This is a genomic window from Paenibacillus polymyxa M1, assembly GCF_000237325.1.
Classification (GTDB): Bacteria; Bacillota; Bacilli; order Paenibacillales; family Paenibacillaceae; genus Paenibacillus; species Paenibacillus polymyxa_C.
On the sequence record NC_017542.1, the window covers coordinates 4,511,900 to 4,532,650 of the forward strand.

17 protein-coding genes and 1 tRNA gene are annotated in these 20,751 nt (G+C 45.4%); 3 read left to right on the forward strand and 15 right to left on the reverse strand.

The annotated features are described in order from the left end of the window. Positions 1–4: 4 nt before the first annotated feature. The 14 genes from hemC to PPM_RS20380 form a co-directional block, all read right to left on the reverse strand. A complete protein-coding gene (gene hemC, locus PPM_RS20315; RefSeq protein WP_013372685.1) occupies positions 5–931 on the reverse strand; it encodes a hydroxymethylbilane synthase in 927 nt (308 codons plus the stop codon). Between the two features lies 1 nt (position 932). After that, positions 933–1,580, reverse strand: a complete 648-nt coding sequence (locus PPM_RS20320; RefSeq protein WP_013372686.1) for a precorrin-2 dehydrogenase/sirohydrochlorin ferrochelatase family protein — start codon at positions 1,578–1,580, stop codon at positions 933–935. Between the two features lie 8 nt (positions 1,581–1,588). Further along, the gene (gene ccsA, locus PPM_RS20325; protein ID WP_013372687.1) at positions 1,589–2,416 is read right to left on the reverse strand and encodes a cytochrome c biogenesis protein CcsA; all 828 of its coding nucleotides are present in this window, start codon (positions 2,414–2,416) and stop codon (positions 1,589–1,591) included. Between the two features lie 16 nt (positions 2,417–2,432). Continuing rightward, positions 2,433–3,827, reverse strand: coding sequence for a glutamyl-tRNA reductase (gene hemA, locus PPM_RS20330; protein WP_013372688.1), 1,395 nt, complete (start codon positions 3,825–3,827; stop codon positions 2,433–2,435). A 249-nt stretch (positions 3,828–4,076) separates the two neighbouring features. Next, entirely contained in the window at positions 4,077–4,475 is a 399-nt protein-coding gene (gene speD / locus PPM_RS20335) for an adenosylmethionine decarboxylase (protein ID WP_025678464.1), read from the reverse strand. Positions 4,476–4,740: 265 nt separating this feature from the next. Beyond that, complete coding sequence (locus PPM_RS20340; RefSeq protein WP_013372690.1) at positions 4,741–5,328, reverse strand: hypothetical protein; 588 nt, start codon at positions 5,326–5,328, stop codon at positions 4,741–4,743. 287 nt (positions 5,329–5,615) lie between these two features. After that, the gene (gene yihA, locus PPM_RS20345) at positions 5,616–6,227 is read right to left on the reverse strand and encodes a ribosome biogenesis GTP-binding protein YihA/YsxC (RefSeq protein WP_013372691.1); all 612 of its coding nucleotides are present in this window, start codon (positions 6,225–6,227) and stop codon (positions 5,616–5,618) included. Positions 6,228–6,245: 18 nt separating this feature from the next. Next, positions 6,246–8,582: an endopeptidase La gene (gene lon, locus PPM_RS20350; RefSeq protein WP_013372692.1), complete on the reverse strand. Its 2,337-nt coding sequence runs from the start codon at positions 8,580–8,582 to the stop codon at positions 6,246–6,248. A 110-nt stretch (positions 8,583–8,692) separates the two neighbouring features. Further along, entirely contained in the window at positions 8,693–10,420 is a 1,728-nt protein-coding gene (lonB, locus tag PPM_RS20355; RefSeq protein ID WP_016324658.1) for an ATP-dependent protease LonB, read from the reverse strand. Positions 10,421–10,638: 218 nt separating this feature from the next. Next, entirely contained in the window at positions 10,639–11,757 is a 1,119-nt protein-coding gene (gene ispG / locus PPM_RS20360; RefSeq protein WP_013372694.1) for a flavodoxin-dependent (E)-4-hydroxy-3-methylbut-2-enyl-diphosphate synthase, read from the reverse strand. A gap of 110 nt (positions 11,758–11,867) precedes the next feature. After that, complete coding sequence (clpX, locus tag PPM_RS20365; protein ID WP_013372695.1) at positions 11,868–13,124, reverse strand: ATP-dependent protease ATP-binding subunit ClpX; 1,257 nt, start codon at positions 13,122–13,124, stop codon at positions 11,868–11,870. Between the two features lie 12 nt (positions 13,125–13,136). Then, positions 13,137–13,727 (reverse strand): ATP-dependent Clp endopeptidase proteolytic subunit ClpP, encoded by a 591-nt coding sequence (gene clpP / locus PPM_RS20370; protein ID WP_016324659.1) that lies wholly within the window; start codon positions 13,725–13,727, stop codon positions 13,137–13,139. A gap of 407 nt (positions 13,728–14,134) precedes the next feature. Further along, positions 14,135–15,448 (reverse strand): trigger factor, encoded by a 1,314-nt coding sequence (gene tig, locus PPM_RS20375; RefSeq protein WP_013372696.1) that lies wholly within the window; start codon positions 15,446–15,448, stop codon positions 14,135–14,137. A gap of 143 nt (positions 15,449–15,591) precedes the next feature. After that, the gene (locus PPM_RS20380; protein WP_013372697.1) at positions 15,592–16,524 is read right to left on the reverse strand and encodes a hypothetical protein; all 933 of its coding nucleotides are present in this window, start codon (positions 16,522–16,524) and stop codon (positions 15,592–15,594) included. Positions 16,525–16,762: 238 nt separating this feature from the next. Here PPM_RS20380 and PPM_RS20385 point away from each other — a divergent pair. Together PPM_RS20385 and PPM_RS20390 are read left to right on the forward strand one after the other, a co-directional pair. Further along, a tRNA-Arg gene (locus PPM_RS20385) sits at positions 16,763–16,836 on the forward strand. 214 nt (positions 16,837–17,050) lie between these two features. After that, positions 17,051–17,815: an exodeoxyribonuclease III gene (locus tag PPM_RS20390; protein ID WP_013372698.1), complete on the forward strand. Its 765-nt coding sequence runs from the start codon at positions 17,051–17,053 to the stop codon at positions 17,813–17,815. 113 nt (positions 17,816–17,928) lie between these two features. Here PPM_RS20390 and PPM_RS20395 read toward each other — a convergent pair whose 3' ends face one another. Further along, positions 17,929–19,275 carry a GH1 family beta-glucosidase gene (locus PPM_RS20395; protein WP_013372699.1) on the reverse strand — a complete coding sequence of 449 codons (1,347 nt, stop codon included), beginning with the start codon at positions 19,273–19,275 and terminating at the stop codon, positions 17,929–17,931. 364 nt (positions 19,276–19,639) lie between these two features. On the opposite strand from PPM_RS20395, the gene PPM_RS20400 reads away from it, so the two are divergent. Then, positions 19,640–20,680 (forward strand): LacI family DNA-binding transcriptional regulator, encoded by a 1,041-nt coding sequence (locus PPM_RS20400; protein ID WP_013372700.1) that lies wholly within the window; start codon positions 19,640–19,642, stop codon positions 20,678–20,680. Positions 20,681–20,751 lie beyond the last annotated feature (71 nt).

The following is a 20,751-nucleotide window of genomic DNA, read 5'->3' on the forward strand; positions in this document are numbered from 1 at the left end:
TCCATTATCCCCTCACCTGCGCCAGAATCTGTTCCGCTCCTTTGGCTATCAAACTGGCCGCCACCGCTTCTCCCAGCTTCTGCGGATCATTTCCCTGGAGCGTTTCCTTCAAAATAACCTCGCCATCTGGCGAGCCTACCATCCCTGTGAGGCTGATTTCTTGACCAGCCCAGACTGCATGAGCGCCGATTGGCACTTGGCATCCCCCATTTAACACACCCAGAAAAGTTCGTTCTGCCTCAACCGTAGCCGAGGTATCCTGGTGGTTGTAGAGACGCAGCAATGCCAACAGCTCTTCATCGCTCGCACGGCATTCAATACCGAGCGCTCCCTGTCCCACTGCCGGCAAACATGCCTCCTCTGGTATATAGGACGTAATTCGGTCTTTCCAGCCCATCCGGTGCAAGCCTGCTGCTGCCAAAATGATGGCGTCAAAACCTTCCGTCTCCAGCTTTTTCAGACGGGAATCAATATTGCCACGTACTGGCTCCAATTGTAGATCAGGACGCATGGACTTGATTTGACTGGCTCTGCGCAAGCTGCTTGTGCCCACCTTGGCTCCTGAAGGCAAATCCTCCAGACTCTTGGCGCCCAATGTGATTAGGCAATCGCGTGGGTCCTCACGGCGCGGTACAGCGCCATTGACAAGACCCTCCGGCAATTCGGACGGCATATCCTTCATACTATGTACTGCCATATCAATTTCACCAGCCAGCATGGCCTGTTCAATCTCTTTGACAAAAAGCCCTTTGCCACCCACTTTGGACAAGGTTACATCCAGTATCCGGTCACCCTTGGTCAGGATTTTTTTGATGACAAATTGCAAATCCAATCCATGCTCCGCGCACAGCGCATTCAAATCCTCAATGACATGCCCGGTCTGAGTTAACGCCAGAGCGCTCTGTCTGCTGCCTACCACAATTGTTCGCATGTTATTCCTCCTGATTTTGCGCAATCCATAGATCTATTTCTTTTTCGGTCCAAGCCATAAATTCATGACGTCGTATTTGTTCCAAAATTTCGCTACTCGCCAAGCGTCTTAATAGTTTGGTCCTTTGCTGTGGGGAACTTATCTTGCGTTTGATGATCTGTCGCATATCGTGCATGAAATCCAGATAAGGCTCATATTCGCTACCGAACAACGTATCCAAGGCTGATGTAATATCAGCGGTCACAGCGGGGCCTGCCCCTTCTGTGGAAATACTAATCGTCAGTCTCCCTCGTCGGATGATGCCCGGCGTTATAAAATCTCCCTCTTCCGAGTGATCCGCCACATTTACCAGTATACCCCTTTGTCTGGCCTCATGCGCAACCTTATTATTCACTTCTCTCTGGTTCGTAGCGGCATATACAAGAAAGGCTCCCTGGAGGTCACCCTCGCGATATACGCGATTTACCCAGTGGAGCTGCTTGTGATCGGCCAGAACCTGTAAATCCGGCGTTATATTCGGGCTAATGACGGTAATGGACGCCCCACTTTCCATCATCCCCTTAACCTTTCGTTCCGCAATCCTGCCGCCGCCTACAACACAACAGAGCTTATTGTTACAATTCAACGAAATCGGGACAAAATGCTGCAAGTGGCTTTTCACTCTCCCGTCCACTGATGAAATACAGACCAGGAATTCAGCAAAAAATTAAGAATTAGTAGCGTGTAGCCAACCAAAGACCACTTTGCCATGACAAGGCCTGAACGCTGGTTCAATCTTTTGCTCACTAAAAATACAATATACACGCATAAGGCAATCGCTGTCATTAGCACTTTGGTATCTAGTAAAAGACGCCAGCGTTCCTCGGCAATAATAGAAATGACAGCCACGACAATAGAAACTCCCAGCAGAGGAGTACCAATTAACAGCGCCATATGTGTATACCGATCCATCATTTCCAGACTCGGCAGGCGCTTGATCGTGTCATTCCATTTCTTTACTTTCAATTTACGATGCAAAAACAGATACAATCCCGAAAATACAGCTGCTACCGTCATCGCGACAAATCCAAGATTAGCCAGCGCAATATGAATCAGAAGCAGCCCATGTACGGTATGCCAATTTCCAAGCGGGTTGTCGATCGGCTCCATCCATATATTGTTGAGCACAAGAACAGCAAAGCTAATGATATTAAGCAGCAATACTGCAAATTCCGATCGCTGATAACGTGACAGAAACAAAGAAATCAGCACCAGAATAAATGAGAACAGAAACAGAAAGTCGTAGGTCACGAAAATGGGAAGATGCCCTTCATTCCAGGTTCTCATTCCCATAAAAACAAGCTGGAGCACTACAACGACAAGAAGAAGCCCTGTACCTGTCCGTTTAGCATTCGCATTGCGACGAATTCCATCCGAAAATACAAACAGAAGGCTCAGGGCAAAAACATAAATCATTGAATCATATATAAGCATGCCTGAGGCCATGTCTGTTCACCCACCTTTACAGGCTGGCCGGCGCAAACGACGCTGGCAAAGCCTGAGCCTGACCGGTTTTTCCATGAACACCAGCCTCCGGTTTTATCAACGCAGATGCATCGCTTTTATCTACTTTCTGAGCGGCGTCCTCCAAACGATCCTCCAGAGCAAAAATGTGGCTAAACATGTCTAACGCCTCATTTCCCTGCTTTTGGACAGCCAGTTCCTTAACCCGATTGATCGGATCATGCATCATCTGATTCAGCATACTTTTCGTCAAGCGGCTTATCACTTTACGCTGCCGTTCATCCAGCTCGGGAAGCTTGTTATACAAGCTTTCCAGCGTATCCTGATGTATAGACTCCGCTTTTTCCTGTAATGCACGAATCACCGGACGCACTCCCATCGTTTTCAACCATTGATAAAACTCGCTAAGCTCATCTTCGATCATATGCTCGATTTTTGCAGCTTCAGTACGACGCATTTCCAGGTTGCTCTCCACGATCCCTTCCAGATCATCAATATCATATAGGAAAACATTCTGCAATTCGCCAATAGCCGGATCCAAATCGCGCGGAACCGCGATATCAATCATAAACAAAGGACGAGACTGACGACGTTTCATACTGGCTTCGACACGGTTGCGATCCAGAATATACCCCTGAGCACCAGTCGAGCTAATCACAATATCCACATCCGCCAACCGATTCATGCCTTCCTCCATCGTAACTGGTGTTCCGTTAAACTTGGAGGCCAGATCCTCGGCGCGGGACAAAGTTCGATTTGCTACAATAACCTCGGCAGCTCCGCCGCTGTACAAATGCTTAACGGTAAGCTCACTCATTTTACCAGCACCGAGGATTAGTACCTTTTTATCCGTAAACATCCCGAAAATCCGTTTGCCCAGCTCAACGGCTGCATAGCTAACAGATACGGCACTTTCTCCAATAGACGTCTCCGAATGGGCACGCTTGCCCAATGTGACGGCCTGCTTAAATAGCATATTAAACCACGTTGCTGTAATTTTCTGAGATTGAGCCTGGAGAAAAGCATTCTTTACCTGACCCAAAATTTGTGTTTCTCCGATGACCATGGAATCCAGACCACAAGTCACACGGAACAAATGCCGAATTGCCTGCTCGTCTTCATATATATATAAATGTTGTGTAAACTGATCACGAGGAATACCAAACCATTGCTCCATAAAACTGCGTATAAAATAACCGCACATGTGAAGGCGGTCGACCACAACATATATTTCAGTCCGATTGCAGGTTGCGACAACTACGCCCTCCAACACACTTTTGGTAAGTTTGAGTTGCTCCAGCGCTTTTGGCAAATCCTGTTCTGCAAATGTAAACCGTTCTCTGACTTCCACAGGCGCCGTACGATAATTCAACCCAACAACGACGATGTGCATTGTAAAATTCACCTGCCTAAACTGTAATAAGAATACTCATTGTTATCATAAACTATGTTAATTATATCACAGAAGTCCGAATCCCCTTCGGCTGTTTTATGAATTGTTTATGAAAATTGGATAGCTTTCATAAACATCCAGCACGTTCTGTATGTTTTAGTTTAGTTTGAACTACTTTTAAAACAAATAACCATGGAATTGTTCCATGGTTATAATATAGGACGCACAAAAGGCTCCATAAAAAAAGATTTATACCAACTCAGCTAACTTGCACTTCGGTGATTCCACCTGAAGTTCTCCCAAGCCGCGAATTAGCTTCTTCGCATATGTTTTTTTCGGTTTTAGAACGGATACCAGGTAATCAATAGCCAGCTGCGGATCAACAGTCTCACCGCAAGTATAACAATCAATAGCGGCAAACCCTCTCTCAGGATACGTATGAATAGAGAGATGACTCTCCGACAACAGTACAAGCACGGTAGCTCCCTGTGGTTCGAATTGCTTGGATTGAACGGACATCACCGTTGCTCCGCAAGCTTCAGCAGCTTCAACTAATTGAGCCTCCAGAAACTGCGCATCATTCAGTAATTCAAACTCAACACCCCAAGTATCTACGGCAACGTGTCTTCCGAAAGTTGAGTATTCCAATTCCATCTTTCGGTTCCCCCTTCCTAGGAATAAAATGTTTGAAAAAAATTTCATCCGCTAGGACCTACGTCATTCACTTCCCGAGGGATAACCTCTCGCAACATTCAATGTCCTGAGTGAATCCTGGTTCCTATATTCATTTTCAACGAGATTAAAAATAACATCTATGTGCAGCAAATGCAATCATTTTTTTGGAATAAAAAAGCCCCTTTCGGCAAAGAAAGGGACTACACTGTATAACAATTCATTCCATATATTCAGCCTTTTAAGCTTCCAGTGCAAATAATTTGGAGCAACTCATCCGAAGCTTATGGTCAATCTGTTCCAGCTCAGAGAAAGTACGCGCCAAATTCCGTTCGTCAAGTAACGAATTAATGAGGTTGTATATATCTGCTATTTCATTTTCGACGTTCTGATGTTGAAAAAGCTGCTGCAGTTCTTGCACTGTATTTCTATATTCAAACACCAGCCTAGAGCCTTCCGCATTCTTTTCCATAATTTTGCGGACCGCACCTTCATTATAAAAATACACCATAGTGAATCCTTGATACATGCGGTAAACAATACCTTCACCCTTAAAGCGAACAAATAGTTGGCGTATAAACAGGGTTAGCTGTGGATGAACTAAGCGGCAAGTTAATTCACAAACAAACGCTCCCTCTTTGGCTTCAAAAAATAAATGAACTTCCTCACCCGCAATATGCTCTAGAACGATTTCCTGTCTTCCGTTATCCAGAACTTTAATGCGGTAATGCACCTGGGGATCATCCACTGCCTGCAAAAATTCGTCCATTTGGGTTTCTGACAAGGTCAAAGTGGTTTTTACATACTCTGTGGCTAACCGCTGTGCCATACCAATCTCCTCAATTCTTTCCTGAACCTTTAGTGTAAGCTTTATACTTTATTATACATCAGACCTGTTGCGCTTTCTTGCGTATCAAATCATAAATATCCGCCATTCATCGAAGATAAACGGAAAATACCGTAATCGCAGCTGTATTATCCTCCATATGCTCACTTTTATGCTTAAATCCCACGATTTCCTTTGTTTATTATATATTATTCCTACCTTTTTAGTGAGTTTAATGTTTTTGAATCCAACATCATAAAAAAAAGGCGCCCTTAAGGACGCCCCTAACCTTACAATTCCGTCTGCTCTTCGTCGTCATTCTCGATATAACTGGAGATGACCGACCACAGCTCTTCCTTGCCCATGCCTTCTTCGGATGAAAAGGGGATAAACAAACCCCCGGGAAGTATTCCAAGTTCCTGCTTGATTACCTTATAGTGCTTTTCTCGACGTGTTTTAGGGATTTTATCTGCTTTTGTACCTACAACACAGACAGGAAGCCCGTTATGGCGCAGCCAGTCGTACATCATGATATCATCCTTGGACGGTGGGTGGCGCAAATCTACCATTTGTAGCACCAGCTTGAGCGGCTCACGTTCCAGCAAATAAGACTCAATCATTTGTCCCCAAGCCTTACGTGACGTTTTGGATACCTTAGCATAACCGTAACCGGGAAAATCGACAAAGTAAAGCTCATCATTAATCCGGTAATAATTGAGTTGCTGAGTTTTACCCGGCGTAGAACTGGTACGCGCCAAATTTTTACGGTTAATCATCCGATTAATCAGTGATGATTTTCCAACATTGGAGCGCCCCGCCAGAGCAATCTCTGGCAAAGCGTCCACTGGAAACTGATCCGGACCAACCGCACTTATTATAAATTCTGCTTTTGTTACTTTCATTGTGTCTTTAATTCCTCTCTAATGTACCCTTGCCTGCTCAACCAAAGCATGCTTTAACACCTGATCCATATGGGCAACGGGGACAAATTCAACATCCTGCCGGATACTGTCGGGAATATCCTTCAAATCCCGTTCATTATCTTTGGGAAGCAGAATTTTTTTGTAACCTGCCCGATGGGCAGCCAGCGATTTTTCTTTCAAACCACCAATCGGCAATACGCGACCGCGCAGGGTAATTTCGCCCGTCATCGCTACATCCTTGGATACATGACGGTTGGTCAAAGCCGAAATTAATGCAGTAGCAATCGTGATTCCGGCAGATGGACCATCCTTCGGAATTGCTCCCTCAGGAATATGAATATGGATATCATTTTTCTCATAGAAATCCAATTCGATGCCCAGATCGACTGCTTTGGAACGAGTGTAGCTGAATGCCGCCTGCGCGGATTCTTTCATGACGTCTCCTAGTTTACCCGTAAGAATCAGTTTCCCGCTCCCAGGCACGACCGTCACTTCAATCATCAGTGTTTCACCACCGACCTCTGTCCACGCCAAGCCTGTAACCGTACCGATCTGATCCTCCAGTTCTGCTACACCGTAACGGAATTTGGCGATACCCAAATAATCTTTCAAATTATCCGGTGTGATTTCAATCGGCCCTTCGCCACCGGATACAACTGACTTCGCCGCCTTGCGGCATAGAGAAGCCATTTGCTGTTCAAGATTACGCACACCAGATTCACGGGTATATTCACGAATGACACGCAGCAGCGTATCCTCCCCAATAACCAACTGTTCCTCTCCCAAGCCATGCTCTCTCTTCTGCTTGGGCAGGAGATACCGATTGGCAATTTCCAACTTCTCCAGTTCGGTGTAGCCGGGAATATAGAGCGTCTCCATACGATCCATCAGCGGACGCGGGATATTATGTGCAGCATTGGCTGTCGTTACAAACATCACGTTGGACAGATCAAACGGCAACTCAACAAAATGGTCACTGAACGTGTTGTTTTGTTCAGGATCGAGCACTTCGAGCAATGCCGCCGATGGATCGCCCCGGAAGTCGGAGGCCATTTTATCAATCTCATCCAGCAAAAAGACTGGATTAGATGTTCCTGCGGTCTTCATTCCCTGAATAATCCGACCCGGCATCGCGCCAACATAAGTCCGGCGGTGACCACGGATTTCCGCTTCATCCCGCACACCTCCGAGAGAGATGCGGACAAATTCCCGACCCATGGATTTGGCAATCGAGCGAGCCAGCGAGGTCTTGCCGACTCCTGGCGGACCTACGAGACACAGAATGGGTCCCTTAATGGTCTTCACCAGTTTGCGCACGGCCAAATACTCCAACACCCGCTCCTTGGGCTTATCCAGCCCGTAATGGTCGTTATCGAGTATTTCTTCTGCTTTGACAATATCAAGATCATCATCGGTGAACTTGTTCCACGGCAAGCTTAACAGCCAATCGACGTAATTGCGGATGACACTACCCTCGGCAGAGCTTGCCGGCATTTTTTCCAGACGGTCAATTTCCTTTTCGACCTTCTCCTTCACCGGAACCGGCAACTCTCGTTCACTTAGCTGGTTGCGTAGTTCTTCAACTTCTCCTGCGCGACCTTCCTTCTCACCAAGTTCCTTCTGAATCGCCTTCATTTGTTCACGCAGATAATACTCCTTCTGCGTCTTTTCCATCTGCTTCTTCACACGCTGGTTGATTTTACGTTCCAGCTCCAACACTTCACGCTCATTGTTTAAAATATCTAGAAGCTTCTCCAGACGCTGAGTTACGTCGATCGTCTCCAATATATCCTGCTTTTCCTTAATTTTGAGCGTCAAATGGCTTGTGATCACATCAGCCAGGCGTCCTGGCTCCTCAATATCAGATACCGCAGCGAGAGTCTCCGGGGTTACCTTTTTGGACAAATTGATATAATGCTCGAACTGAGTTAATACAGTGCGCATAAGCGCATCCGTTTCAGGCTGCACATTTTCTGCCTCGTGCAGTTCCTTCGCCATTACCTCGTAATATTCTTCATTGTCCGTATATTGAATAATCTCAGCACGTTCCAGCCCTTCCACCAATACTCGAATGGTTCCGTTGGGAAGCTTGAGCATTTGGCGTACTTTGGCTACCGTGCCGACTCGAAAAATATCCTCTTGTGTGGGTTCTTCAATATTAACTTCTGATTGAGAACACAGGAGAATCAAATTGTCTTCAACCATCGCTTTTTCCAAAGCCTTGACCGATTTTTCCCGGCCCACATCGAGATGTAGAACCATGCTCGGGTAAACCAGAAGTCCTCTTAAAGGCAGCAAAGGAAAACGACGACCTTTTGTCTTGGTGGGTCCCATCGCTTTCGCACCTCCAGTGATTCTCAGGTTCCGGATTTTACAATCCTCACGTTGCTATCTTTCATATTTTATCAAATGTTTTATAAAAAAACCAATGAAAGACTAGTTCATTAGCAAGATCCTGTATCTGAAATCGTCCCATTATGCGTTCCATCCGCCTGTAACAAGGAGGACTGGGATGGGCGAAAAGTCTCAATTGGCGCATGTACAGGCGCATCCGTCGTCATCTCTTCTCCGAACACATGACGGAACACTTCGGTCACCGACTGTACAGGGATGACTTTTAGGCCTTCAATGCTATCAAAAAGAGCTTGCCAGTTGTCCTGCGGAATGATTACTTTTTTGGCTCCAGCCTGAAAAGCAGCTTCGACCTTGGCTAATACGCCGCCAATCGGCTTGACTCGGCCATGGATGCTAATCTCGCCAGTCATGGCAATTTCATGATCCACCGGAATTCCTCGCATCGCGGAGGCAATAGCTGTTGCCATTGCAATCCCTGCCGACGGACCATCTACTGGCGTCCCCCCAGGAAAATTGATATGCAGATCGTAATTGGAGGGGGATAAACCGAGCGTACGCAAAACAGTCAGAACATTTTCAACAGAGCCTTTAGCCATGCTCTTACGACGCAGTGTTCGGGAGTTACCTCCGATCTCTTCTTCATCCACAACGCCCGTAATATTATAGCTTCCCTTTCCTTCGGGAACCGGAACCGCAGTAACTTCAATTTCCAGCAGCATGCCCATGTTCGGACCGTATACAGCTAATCCGTTAACAAATCCGATTTGCGGCAAGCCCGGTATTTTTCGATCAGGACGGGGTTGAATTTGGCTGCTACCCGCTACCCATTCCACGTCCGAAGCATCGAGTCGTTCCCTTTTCTCGGTAAGTGCCAAACCAGCAGCAAGCTGGATCATATTGACCGCCTCCCGGCCGTTGGTCGCGTAACGCTGTACAACCTCTACTGCCTCTGGACAAGGACCAAAGCCTAGCTTGTGTACAGCATCTTCAGCAATACGAGCAATCTCCTGCGGCTGCAGGGCACGGAAATAAATTTCCATGCACCGGGATCGAATAGCAGGTGGCAGCTCGTGCGGCGAACGGGTCGTCGCACCTACCAAGCGGAAATCCGCTGGCAAACCGTTTTGGAAAATATCGTGAATATATGCAGGAGTATGCGAATCTTCAGAATTGTAATATGCACTTTCCAAAAATACCTTTCGATCCTCCAGCACTTTCAACAGCTTATTCATCTGCGTTGGATGCAGCTCGCCAATCTCATCAATGAACAACATCCCTCCATGAGCCTTCGTTACAGCTCCGGGTTTAGGTTGAGGGATACCTGCTACCCCCATCGCTCCTGCCCCTTGGTAGATTGGATCATGTACTGAACCAATTAACGGGTCCGCAATACCACGTTCGTCAAAACGGGCCGTTGTGGCATCAATTTCCGTGAATTTAGCATCCCCTTTGAATGGGGAGGACTGATTCTTCTTGGCCTCTTCCAGCACCACACGTGCGGCAGCCGTTTTCCCTACACCAGGGGGGCCATAAATAATGACATGCTGCGGATTCGCACTGCATAACGCCGCCTTGAGCGCACGCAGCCCGTCCTTCTGACCGACGATATCCTGTAACGTGGCAGGACGTGTGCGTTCAGCTAGCGGCTTAGTAAGTGAAATAGAGCGCAATTTGCGCAACTTATCCAATTCCTTCCGAGATTCCCGATCCACCGCACTACGGTTCGTTTTCTGGCTCCGTAGAAGGTTCCAGAAATACAGACCAATAACAATCCCAAAAAACATTTGCACCAATAACAATATCATAGTCAAGTCCATCGTATTCCCTCCGTTTCTCATCTCAGCAATTTGAAAATGCTGTTCTATGAAAGACAGTATTTCCTTTTCCACGAGAGCTAAACGGCTGTCTTTCAAAAGATCAGAGAGAAATACAAAAACACCGCGAAGAACAGTTCTGTAGCAGAGCTGCTCTCCACGGTGTTTAAACAATGACAATAGTTTATGATTATACCTATTTTTAAAATAACCGCTTATGCCTACACTTTCTCGGCAGTGTGACGCTCTTCACGTCCGGGTATTTTACCTGTTTCCTCATAAGCTTTGACGATGATATCAATTTCTTTTTTCAATTCGTCAACCATTTCAGCCTCAGGGACTTTGCGAATCATCTTTCCATAACGGAACAATAGACCTTCTCCGCGTGCTCCGGCAATTCCGATATCAGCTTCCTTCGCTTCACCCGGGCCGTTAACTGCACACCCTAGTACAGATACTTTAATCGGCACCTTGAGTTTTGCAATGTAATCCTCTACCTCGTTCGCAATAGAGAACAGATCAATATCCAGACGCCCACAAGTCGGACAAGAAATCAATGTAGCTGCGTTCGTGATCAACCCAAACGTTTTGAGCAACTCCCGTGCTACCTTCACTTCTTCTACCGGATCGGCACTTAGCGAAATACGCATGGTGGACCCGATACCTGCTGCCAACAGAGCTCCCATACCTGCCGCGCTTTTAACCGTTCCAGTAAAGAGTGTACCGGCTTCGGTGATGCCCAAATGGAGGGGATACTTAATAATTTCAGCTGCCTTCGTGTAAGCGGCAATCGCCATTGGAACGTCAGAAGCCTTCAGTGATACGATAATATCATGGAAATCAAGCTCTTCCAGTATCCCGATATGGTACAGTGCACTTTCTACCATCGCTTCTGGCGTAGGGTAGCCATACTTATCCAGTAAATGCTGTTCCAATGATCCGGCGTTTACACCAATCCGAATCGGAATCCCCTTTTCTTTACATGCCTTAACGACAGCTTCCACTTTTTCACGTCGTCCAATGTTGCCTGGGTTAATGCGAACCTTGTCAATCCCATTTTCAATTGCCAGTAGAGCCAGCTTGTGATTAAAGTGAATATCTGCAACCAGCGGAATATGAATCCGCTTCTTAATTTCTTTAATAGCTGCGGCAGCTTCCTCATTGTTGACGGTAACCCGCACTATCTGACATCCGGCTTCTTCCAAACGAAGAATCTCGGCTACTGTAGCTTCCACATCTGCCGTCTTGGTTGTGCACATGCTTTGGATGATGACTTCATTGCTGCCGCCAATCGTCAGATTCCCGACTTGAACGGGACGTGTGTCTTGTCTTAAGAACATATACTTTTCTCTCCCATTAACGCCAAACCTCCACCCCATAAAACCTCATACAGGTTTCGTGAAGTGGAGATCTGGCTTCTCATGTTGTAGAGATCGCGAAGTATCAATCCTTAGGCGCTCTCTTCTTGTTTTTTATCCTTATCTGTACCACCGAGTTCCGGTGCAATTTTGTCTTTTACTACCTGCTCGTTGATGACGCAAGTCGTCACATCATCACGGGAAGGAACTTCGTACATAACGTCAAGCATAATACCTTCAATAATTGCGCGAAGGCCACGAGCACCCGTGTTACGCTTGATCGCCTCACGAGCAATGGCTTCCAGAGCATCTTGTTTAAACTCCAGCTGCACATTGTCCAGTTCCAGCATCTTCTGGTATTGCTTGGTCAACGCATTTTTCGGTTCAGACAAAATACGAACCAATGTCTTCTCATCAAGTGGCTCCAGCGTCGAAATGACTGGCAAACGTCCTACGAATTCCGGAATCAGACCGAACTTCAACAGATCCTCAGGCAATACCATGGAGGTATATTCGCCTGGTTTCAGATCTTTTTGTTCACTAGTCGCGTTAAAGCCGATGACCTTCTTACCGATACGACGTTTGATCATTTGCTCCAGACCATCAAAGGCACCGCCACAAATGAACAGGATATTCGTAGTATCAATTTGAATGAATTCTTGATGTGGATGCTTGCGACCGCCTTGCGGAGGTACAGAAGCAACCGTGCCTTCCAAAATCTTAAGCAATGCTTGCTGTACACCTTCACCCGATACGTCACGCGTAATGGACGGGTTTTCAGATTTACGAGCTACTTTATCAATTTCGTCAATGTAGATAATGCCGCGTTCTGCTTTTTCTACATCATAATCGGCAGCTTGAATCAATTTCAGCAAAATGTTTTCAACGTCTTCACCCACATAACCCGCTTCCGTAAGGGAAGTGGCATCTGCGATAGCAAATGGGACGTTCAAAATTTTAGCCATGGTTTGCGCAAGCAACGTTTTACCCGAACCTGTAGGTCCAAGCATCAAAATGTTACTTTTTTGCAGTTCCACATCATCAATTTTGTTTTGTGTATTAATACGTTTGTAGTGATTATATACCGCAACAGACAATGATTTTTTCGCTTGATCCTGACCAATAACATATTGGTCCAGAATTTCACGGATTTGCATTGGTTTTGGAATATCTTTCAGATCTACTTCTTCTTCATGACCCAATTCTTCCTCCACAATTTCCGTGCACAACTCGATGCATTCATCACATATATATACGCCCGGTCCGGCAACAAGCTTGCGAACCTGATCCTGAGATTTACCGCAGAAAGAACATTTTAATTGTCCTTTTTCATCATTAAATTTAAACATAGAGCCACCCCTTTACAGATTAATCGGTTTAGACAGCACCTGGTCAATGATACCGTATGCTTTTGCCTCTTCCGCTTCCATGAAGAAATCCCGGTCAGTATCACGTTCGATTTTTTCGAGGGGCTGACCTGTACGCTCTACATAGATTTGATTCAGCTTGGCACGTGTTTTGATAATCCAGTCCGCATGAATCAGCATGTCGGAGGCTTGCCCCTGAATGCCGCCGAGCGGCTGGTGGATCATAACTTCACTATTGGTAAGTGCATATCTTTTGCCTGGTGCACCAGCTGTGAGCAATAAAGAACCCATACTAGCAGCCATACCTACACAAATCGTCGATACATCCGGCTTAATGAATTGCATTGTATCATATATACCCATGCCTGCAGTAACAGAACCGCCTGGCGAGTTAATGTACAAATTAATGTCCTTCTCCGGGTCTTCCGCAGAAAGGAACAATAGCTGTGCAATGACGAGATTGGCGACATCGTCATCAATCGGGCCACTTAGGAAAATGATGCGATCCTTAAGCAACCGCGAGTAAATATCGTAAGATCGTTCTCCTCGATTCGTTTGTTCCACAACCATAGGGACGAGACTCATCACGACCAACCTCTTTTCTTTATTAAAATGAACACCTGTATTCATCCGCTTCCTTTTGTCCCATTAAAACGGAAGCGGCAATCATGAAACGTGAACACCTTACAAAATATTTTAACATGTTCAGAGTCTCGTGTCATATTTGCCTGCTCATATATGAAGTGCAGGCTATTTACAGACACCCTGCCGAGACCTTCTCATATTTAACCATGTTTCGTATGTATGTGCAAATGTACGGTAGTGACTTATGTAAAACAGAAAACACCATTCACAGCGCTTTCCATAAACGACTAAAATTTGGGTTGTCTAAGGTAAAAATAAGGCACGTAACTTTCACTACGTGCCTTATCCTTATCTAATTACTACGTTGCAGCCTGTTATAGCCTACACCGTATATTTTATCGTTTAAATTACTCAGCAGCTGCAGCTGGCGCTTCAACTTCTTTGCTGTTTTCCACCAGCAAAGCGATTGTTTTGCGCAGGGAGATCTCTTCTTTCAAGTTAGCGAACGAGCCGTTACTTTCCAGAATGCTGCGGATCTCTTCTACAGAACGTTTGTAAGTGTCAGCCATGTTTTGCAGTTCTTCATTAATTTCCGCTTCGGAAACTTCGATGTTTTCTGCTTTAGCCACTTGCTCCAGCACGAGGTTGTTGCGTACGCGCTTCTCAGCATCTGCTTTCATTTGCTCTTCCAGGTCTTCTTTGCTTTGACCGGAGAAGCCGAGGAACATTTCAAGGTTCATGCCTTGGCTGCGCAGACGGTTGTCGAAATCGCGAACCATGTTTTGCACTTCACTCTTGACCATTGCTTCAGGAATGTCGATTGTTGCATTTTCAGCAACTTTCTCCACTACAGCGCCCTCACGAGCTGCTTTAGCTTCGTTTTCTTTGCGCTCCAGCAATTGCTTTTTCAAGTCTTCCTTGAATTCAGCAAGTGTGTCAAATTCACTTACATCTTTAGCAAATTCATCGTCCAATTCAGGAAGAACTTTGCGTTTCAGTTCATGAACTTTTACTTTGAATACAGCTTGTTTACCAGCGAGGTCAGCAGAATGGTAGTTCTCAGGGAACGTTACTTCAACGTCCTTGGAATCACCAGTGTGCAAACCAATCACTTGGTCTTCAAAGCCAGGGATGAAGGTATTTGAACCCAGTTCCAGAGAATACTTCTCAGCTTGTCCACCTTCGAATTGTACGCCGTCTACGGAACCGTCGAAGTCAATGATAGCTGTATCGCCGGATTGAGCAGCATCTTCATCAACAACAACCAATTCAGCATGACGTTGTTGCAGGCGCTCCAGCTCTTGAGCCAGTTCTTCGTCGCTTACTTCGTTTTTGCTTACAGGCACTTCTACGCCTTTGTAATCGCCCAAAGTTACTTCAGGTTTAACCGTAACTTTTGCTTTGAATTTGAAAGATTCGCCTTTAGCAAATTGATCAATTTCAACATCAGGGCTATCTACTGGGAAGATGTCTGTTTGCTCTACAGCTTGGCTGTATGCTTCTGGCAACAGGAAGTCAATTGCATCCTGGTACAGACTTTCGATACCATAACGTTTTTCAAAGATAGGACGTGGTACTTTACCTTTACGGAATCCTGGTACACTTACTTGTTTAACCACTTTATTAAAAGCTTTGTCGAGTGCAGCGGCTACACGATCCGCGTCTACCTCAACTTCAAGAACCCCAAGGTTCTTCTCTATTTTCTCCCAAGTTGCTTTCATTTTATGCTTTCCCCTCCAACAAAATCTTCACTTAGTTTTCATTACAATCAACGCACACAAAATAACCACTATAGTATATCTAACATTACTGTCTTTTTCAAGGGCAGCCCTTGAATGCTTTAACAGGTAAACGTTTCCGGTCATTAAGGAGTGTTCATTCCCGCCGCGACGAATAATCGCATCGACCGATACGCTTGCTCAAAACGGAAGCGTAGTGCATCTGTAATGCCATATATAGCGCGGGTTTCTTCCTCATTATTGTTCCCGTTCAAACTTTCCGAAACGGTCTGATGGAGTGCTGCTGCCCAAATATCCGGCATCCCGTCCTCTTCCACCAACATTGATCTATAATCTTTCGTACCGTACACTGCCATCACAAACTGTGACCATAGCTCCTGTGCAAAATAGAATAGTGTAGGCTCATGCACTTCAGTCTGGTCAGCTACCCGTTCCAAAATACGCATAATCGCCTCTGGAAACTCATCGGGCTGTAACGGAACCGTTTCAATATCGATTTCCGTCTCTTCATCACCCCGTCTGATTTCTATCGTCCCTTCCATTCCACGGCGTCTCATTGTCTGTAGAACACGGAATTGGAGAAGAGGATGGATTTCCCGTTCAGTAATCCAGCGAAGCAAGGCATCGTCGATCTCCGGCAGTTCCAAGTAGGATAGCTGTTCCAAAGCTAGAATCGTCTGTTCGGATAACGGTTGATCCATAGCCATCTGCAAAAGCTTGTTACCGTAGCCTGCATCCTGTTCCTGCTTAAAGCGTGCATGACGGCGAGCCAACTCAACTTCACTGACTTCGTCTTCTTCCACATTGTCCGTTGCCGTCCCGCTGTCAGCGTACTGTGGAAATGCAGCTTCCAGCCATTGTAACAGAGCGTTCCATTCATCGTATTGTTTCTGCTCCTGTCCCTGACACTGCATCAAAAAACGCAGCATCGCCATCGCCTCTCCGTAACGTTCGTTCTCAAGCATCACCGTAAGTTGAATTTGATAGTAGTCCAGTGTCTTCGGAAACAATACGATATTATTTTCTTTTGTCGTCACCTTGGAGTCCTTTATTTTCAAGGCACCCCCTCTCCTCCGCAAGCTAAAGTATTTGTAGATTATATGAGAAACAGCAGCCGAAGTTCAACCACTCGTCTTCAACATATTCACCTGTATTCTAACATACCCTTTTATAAGGCAAAAAAAACGATGTGTATTCTGAATTTATGTGGTGTAGAGGCCAAATAAGCGATATATGCAAAATAAGACTTGTATCTTTTTCATCCATATGATATATTAATATTCGCTTGAATTTTATGTCCCAGTAGCTCAGCTGGATAGAGCAACGGCCTTCTAAGCCGTCGGTCGGGGGTTCGAATCCCTCCTGGGACGTATAGCCGAAGCTTCCTGTTTAGGAAGCTTTTTTTATTTTCCAGCGAAATAGGACCCACTGTGGATGTTGGAGCCTAGCATCGTATTACAACCTATTTTAATGTAGAAAAGGCTGTTTCCGCAGCGCTGTTTGAGCGCTTGTCTGGGACAGCCTTTTATCGAGGGTATACCATTACACCGCTTGACTGCGTGGAGTAGTAAGGAGTTTAATCAAATGAAATTAATATCTTGGAATGTAAATGGCTTAAGAGCCTGTGTAACCAAAGGATTTTATACTTATCTAAAAGAAACGGATGCTGATATTTTTTGCGTACAGGAAACGAAGCTTCAAGAAGGACAAATCCTCATGGAGAACATGGAGGAATACGCACAATACTGGAATTACGCTGAGAAAAAAGGGTACTCCGGCACAGCTATTTTCACCAAAATCAAGCCGCTCTCTGTGCATTATGGACTTGAAGAAAATGAAGAGCCAGAGGGTCGAACTATTACACTAGAATTCGAAAAATTTTACCTCGTCAATGTGTACACACCAAATACGAAACGAGACTTATCGCGATTGCCATACAGACTGGAATGGGAAGACCGTTTTCGCAGCTATCTGCAACAACTAGACGCTCAGAAGCCTGTCATCATTTGCGGAGACTTGAACGTGGCTCATCAGGAGATCGACCTTAAAAATGCTAAAGCCAACTACGGTAATGCTGGCTTCACGCCCGAGGAACGAGACCGCATGTCACAGCTGCTCAACGCCGGATTTATAGATACCTTCAGATATTTTTATCCTGATCGGACAGATGTTTATTCCTGGTGGTCCTACATGCCAAAGGTGAGGGAACGGAATATCGGCTGGCGGATTGATTACTTCCTCGTCTCAGAGAGGCTTCGTCCGCTATTAATGGATGCGAGTATTGATTGCCATATTACAGGCAGTGACCACTGCCCTGTTATATTGGATTTGCAAGATATTTCTGCATAGATCCCCTACCTGACGCAAGTATTTTATAAAATTAAAAAGCCGTCATGCTCTGTTTTACAGCATGACGGCCTACATAAATTGAAGCTATCGCTAACTTGCACCTGGTTTTCTGTTTAAAACCCGTTCTTCTCCATCATTTGCTTGAACCACAGCGCACTTTGTTTGGGGGTCCGTTCCTGCGTCTCATAATTGATATGTACAATACCAAAACGCTTGCTATATCCCCAGGCCCATTCAAAGTTATCAAAGAAAGACCAGACAAAATAGCCCTTGAGCTGACCTCCCTCCCGGATAAAGCGATGACACGCCTTTAAATGCTCTTCAATATAGCGCTGACGCCCGGTATCTTCAATCTGTCCATTCACCAGTTCATCCTTCATCGCTGCTCCATTTTCCGTAATCAGAATGGGTAAGCCCTTGCTAAAATCCTTCTCAATCCGCGTCAGCAGCTTATAAAAGGATTCAGGGTGAATCTCCCATCCCATGTCTGTTACTGGCTCCTCCATGTGAACCTGCTCTACTTGCAGCAATGAGGCGTCGTTAGTTGCTCGAATGATACTGCGGGTATAATAGTTAATGCCTACAAAATCTCCCGGCTGCTGAATCAGCTCCAGATCACCAGGCTGTACAAAATCCAATCCATTCAGATACGTTCCGTACCATTCCACCATATCTTCAGGATACTTTCCGTTAAACAATGGCTCAGCAAACCAACGATTAATAAAGCCATCCCTTCTGGCGGCAGCAGCTATGTCCTCGGGTCGCTCGGAAGCGGCATCCACATGTTCCATGTTTAGCGTAATGCCAATTTTACCTGTTAATCCTTTTTCCTTATGCAAATTGATCGCAATCCCATGACACATCAAAATATGATGGGCAGCAGTAAAGGCTTCGCTCCAGTTCTCATGCCCAGGGGCATGCTCCCCTGTACCATATCCCAAAATAGAAGCGCAATAAGGCTCGTTTATCGTATTCCACCAGTTAATTCGCTGGCCAAATCGGTCCATGATTACAGAGGCATACGTTTTAAAATGTTGGATAATCTCTCGCTGCGTCCATCCACCTTCGTCCTCAATCCACTGCGGTAAATCCCAGTGATACAGAGTCAGCATTGGAATTAGCCCGGCCGACTCAAGCTCATCCAGCAGATGCTCATAGAAGAGCAGCCCTTGTTCGTTGACCACGCCGGGCGCGGGCATAATGCGCGGCCAAGCCACAGAAAAACGATAATGTAAAAAACCAAGCTGTTTCATTAATTGCACGTCTTCTTTAAAGCGGTGAAAATGGTCACAAGCCACATCTCCACAATCCCCTTCGATCACCTTCCCGGGAATTTGACAGAAAGTATCCCAAATGGAGGGCGTTCTACCGCCCTCATTTGTGCCACCTTCAATTTGATAGGAAGAGGTTGAAGTTCCCCACATAAACGTATCAGGAAATACAAAGATATTCTCGCTCATACTCGGTACCTTCCTTTCAGAAATAAAGACTTCACAGCTCCGGCCATTGCACCGCCGACAATAAAGCGCTGGAGGAAAATATGCAAAATAACCAGTGGTAAATGCATTCACTTTTACGAAAGCGGTTTAGTTAATTGCAGCTACTATTATGTATCGAATAACCTGTATTTGTAAATAGAGAATTATGAAATATCAAAAAAATATAATCACCGTTAAATTATCGTTGTTACTCCTTAAAATATTAGGATAAATCCTTTATTAACTCTGTTGACTCCCATCTATGAGGTAGCATAGAATACGAGTAATCATTGAATTTGAAATACAAAGTCAATTTAACTAAATCAGTTTAGTTGTGGAGGATTCCATGAATATAAAAACAATAGCTAGTATGGCAGGCGTTTCAGTAGCGACGGTTTCGAAAATCATAAACAATTACACAGATATCAGTGAGGAAACCCGGCAGCGAGTACTTAAAATTATGGAGGAAACAGGCTATAGACCTTCCTCCTCGGCTAAAACACTTGCTACCAAAAAATCCAATCTGGTAGGCGTTATATTCGCTGGCAAGCTGAATGTCGATTTTAGTCATCCTTTTTTTGTGGACATCATTAATGTTTTCAAAAAGCAGATTGGCTTGCTCGGTTATGACCTGCTGTTTTTTTCAAATGAAAAATTTCTGGATTATGGAGAGGACTATTTGGCTCGCTCGAAATATTTTTCAGTGGACGGGTGCATTATTATTGCTGGAGACGAAGTGGAGAAAAGTGTTTTCGATCTCGACGCCAGTCCTATCCCCTGCATCGGTGTCGATATTGAGCTAACCGGAGCCAGTTCCTGCTACATTATGTCCGACAATCAAAAGATCTCAATGAAGGTTGTTGAGCACTTTTACATGAATGGATACCGCGAGATGGGTTTTATAGGCATTGAACGCCCCTCCTTGGTTATTAAAGAGAGAGAGGAAGCGTTTATCGCTTCACTAAAGCGGTTTAGCCTTGATTTCAGACCTGAATGGATCGTGTATGGTAAGGACTATGCGGCAGAGGATGGATACCAGATTGCGAAGGCGTGGATACAGCAAGGAGATTTACCAAGAGCTGTTTTTGCGGCTACCGACCTGCTTGCCCTTGGTGCCATCCGTGCTTTTAAGGAAAGCGGCTTGAGGGTACCCGAGGATATTGCTGTAGTAGGCTGTGATGATATTGAAGCCTGTCGTTATACCGATCCTCCATTGACGACTGTAAAACAAGACAAGCAAAAAATAGGTCGTCTAGCCGCCATGGTGCTGTTTGACCTGATGAATAAACAAATGGATACGAAATGTATTAAAGTAGAGCCCGAACTAGTCATTCGTACCTCTTGCGGAGCCCGGCAAAATTGGAACCATACGAGGATCAAGGGATAGCATATACCTCAAAAAGGTGACTCCTGTTGAATTCAGAAGTCACCTTTTTACAGTTTAAATATATAGAGCCT

Coding starts and splice junctions, on each gene's coding strand:
- hemC (WP_013372685.1), bottom strand. CDS start 931: ATGCGAACAATTGTGGTAGGCAGCAGACAGAGCGCTCTGGCGTTAACT.
- ccsA (WP_013372687.1), bottom strand. CDS start 2,416: ATGGCCTCAGGCATGCTTATATATGATTCAATGATTTATGTTTTTGCC.
- hemA (WP_013372688.1), bottom strand. CDS start 3,827: ATGCACATCGTCGTTGTTGGGTTGAATTATCGTACGGCGCCTGTGGAA.
- PPM_RS20340 (WP_013372690.1), bottom strand. CDS start 5,328: ATGGCACAGCGGTTAGCCACAGAGTATGTAAAAACCACTTTGACCTTG.
- yihA (WP_013372691.1), bottom strand. CDS start 6,227: ATGAAAGTAACAAAAGCAGAATTTATAATAAGTGCGGTTGGTCCGGAT.
- lon (WP_013372692.1), bottom strand. CDS start 8,582: ATGGGACCCACCAAGACAAAAGGTCGTCGTTTTCCTTTGCTGCCTTTA.
- lonB (WP_016324658.1), bottom strand. CDS start 10,420: ATGGACTTGACTATGATATTGTTATTGGTGCAAATGTTTTTTGGGATT.
- ispG (WP_013372694.1), bottom strand. CDS start 11,757: ATGTTCTTAAGACAAGACACACGTCCCGTTCAAGTCGGGAATCTGACG.
- clpX (WP_013372695.1), bottom strand. CDS start 13,124: ATGTTTAAATTTAATGATGAAAAAGGACAATTAAAATGTTCTTTCTGC.
- clpP (WP_016324659.1), bottom strand. CDS start 13,727: ATGAGTCTCGTCCCTATGGTTGTGGAACAAACGAATCGAGGAGAACGA.
- tig (WP_013372696.1), bottom strand. CDS start 15,448: ATGAAAGCAACTTGGGAGAAAATAGAGAAGAACCTTGGGGTTCTTGAA.
- PPM_RS20390 (WP_013372698.1), top strand. CDS start 17,051: ATGAAATTAATATCTTGGAATGTAAATGGCTTAAGAGCCTGTGTAACC.
- PPM_RS20395 (WP_013372699.1), bottom strand. CDS start 19,275: ATGAGCGAGAATATCTTTGTATTTCCTGATACGTTTATGTGGGGAACT.
- PPM_RS20400 (WP_013372700.1), top strand. CDS start 19,640: ATGAATATAAAAACAATAGCTAGTATGGCAGGCGTTTCAGTAGCGACG.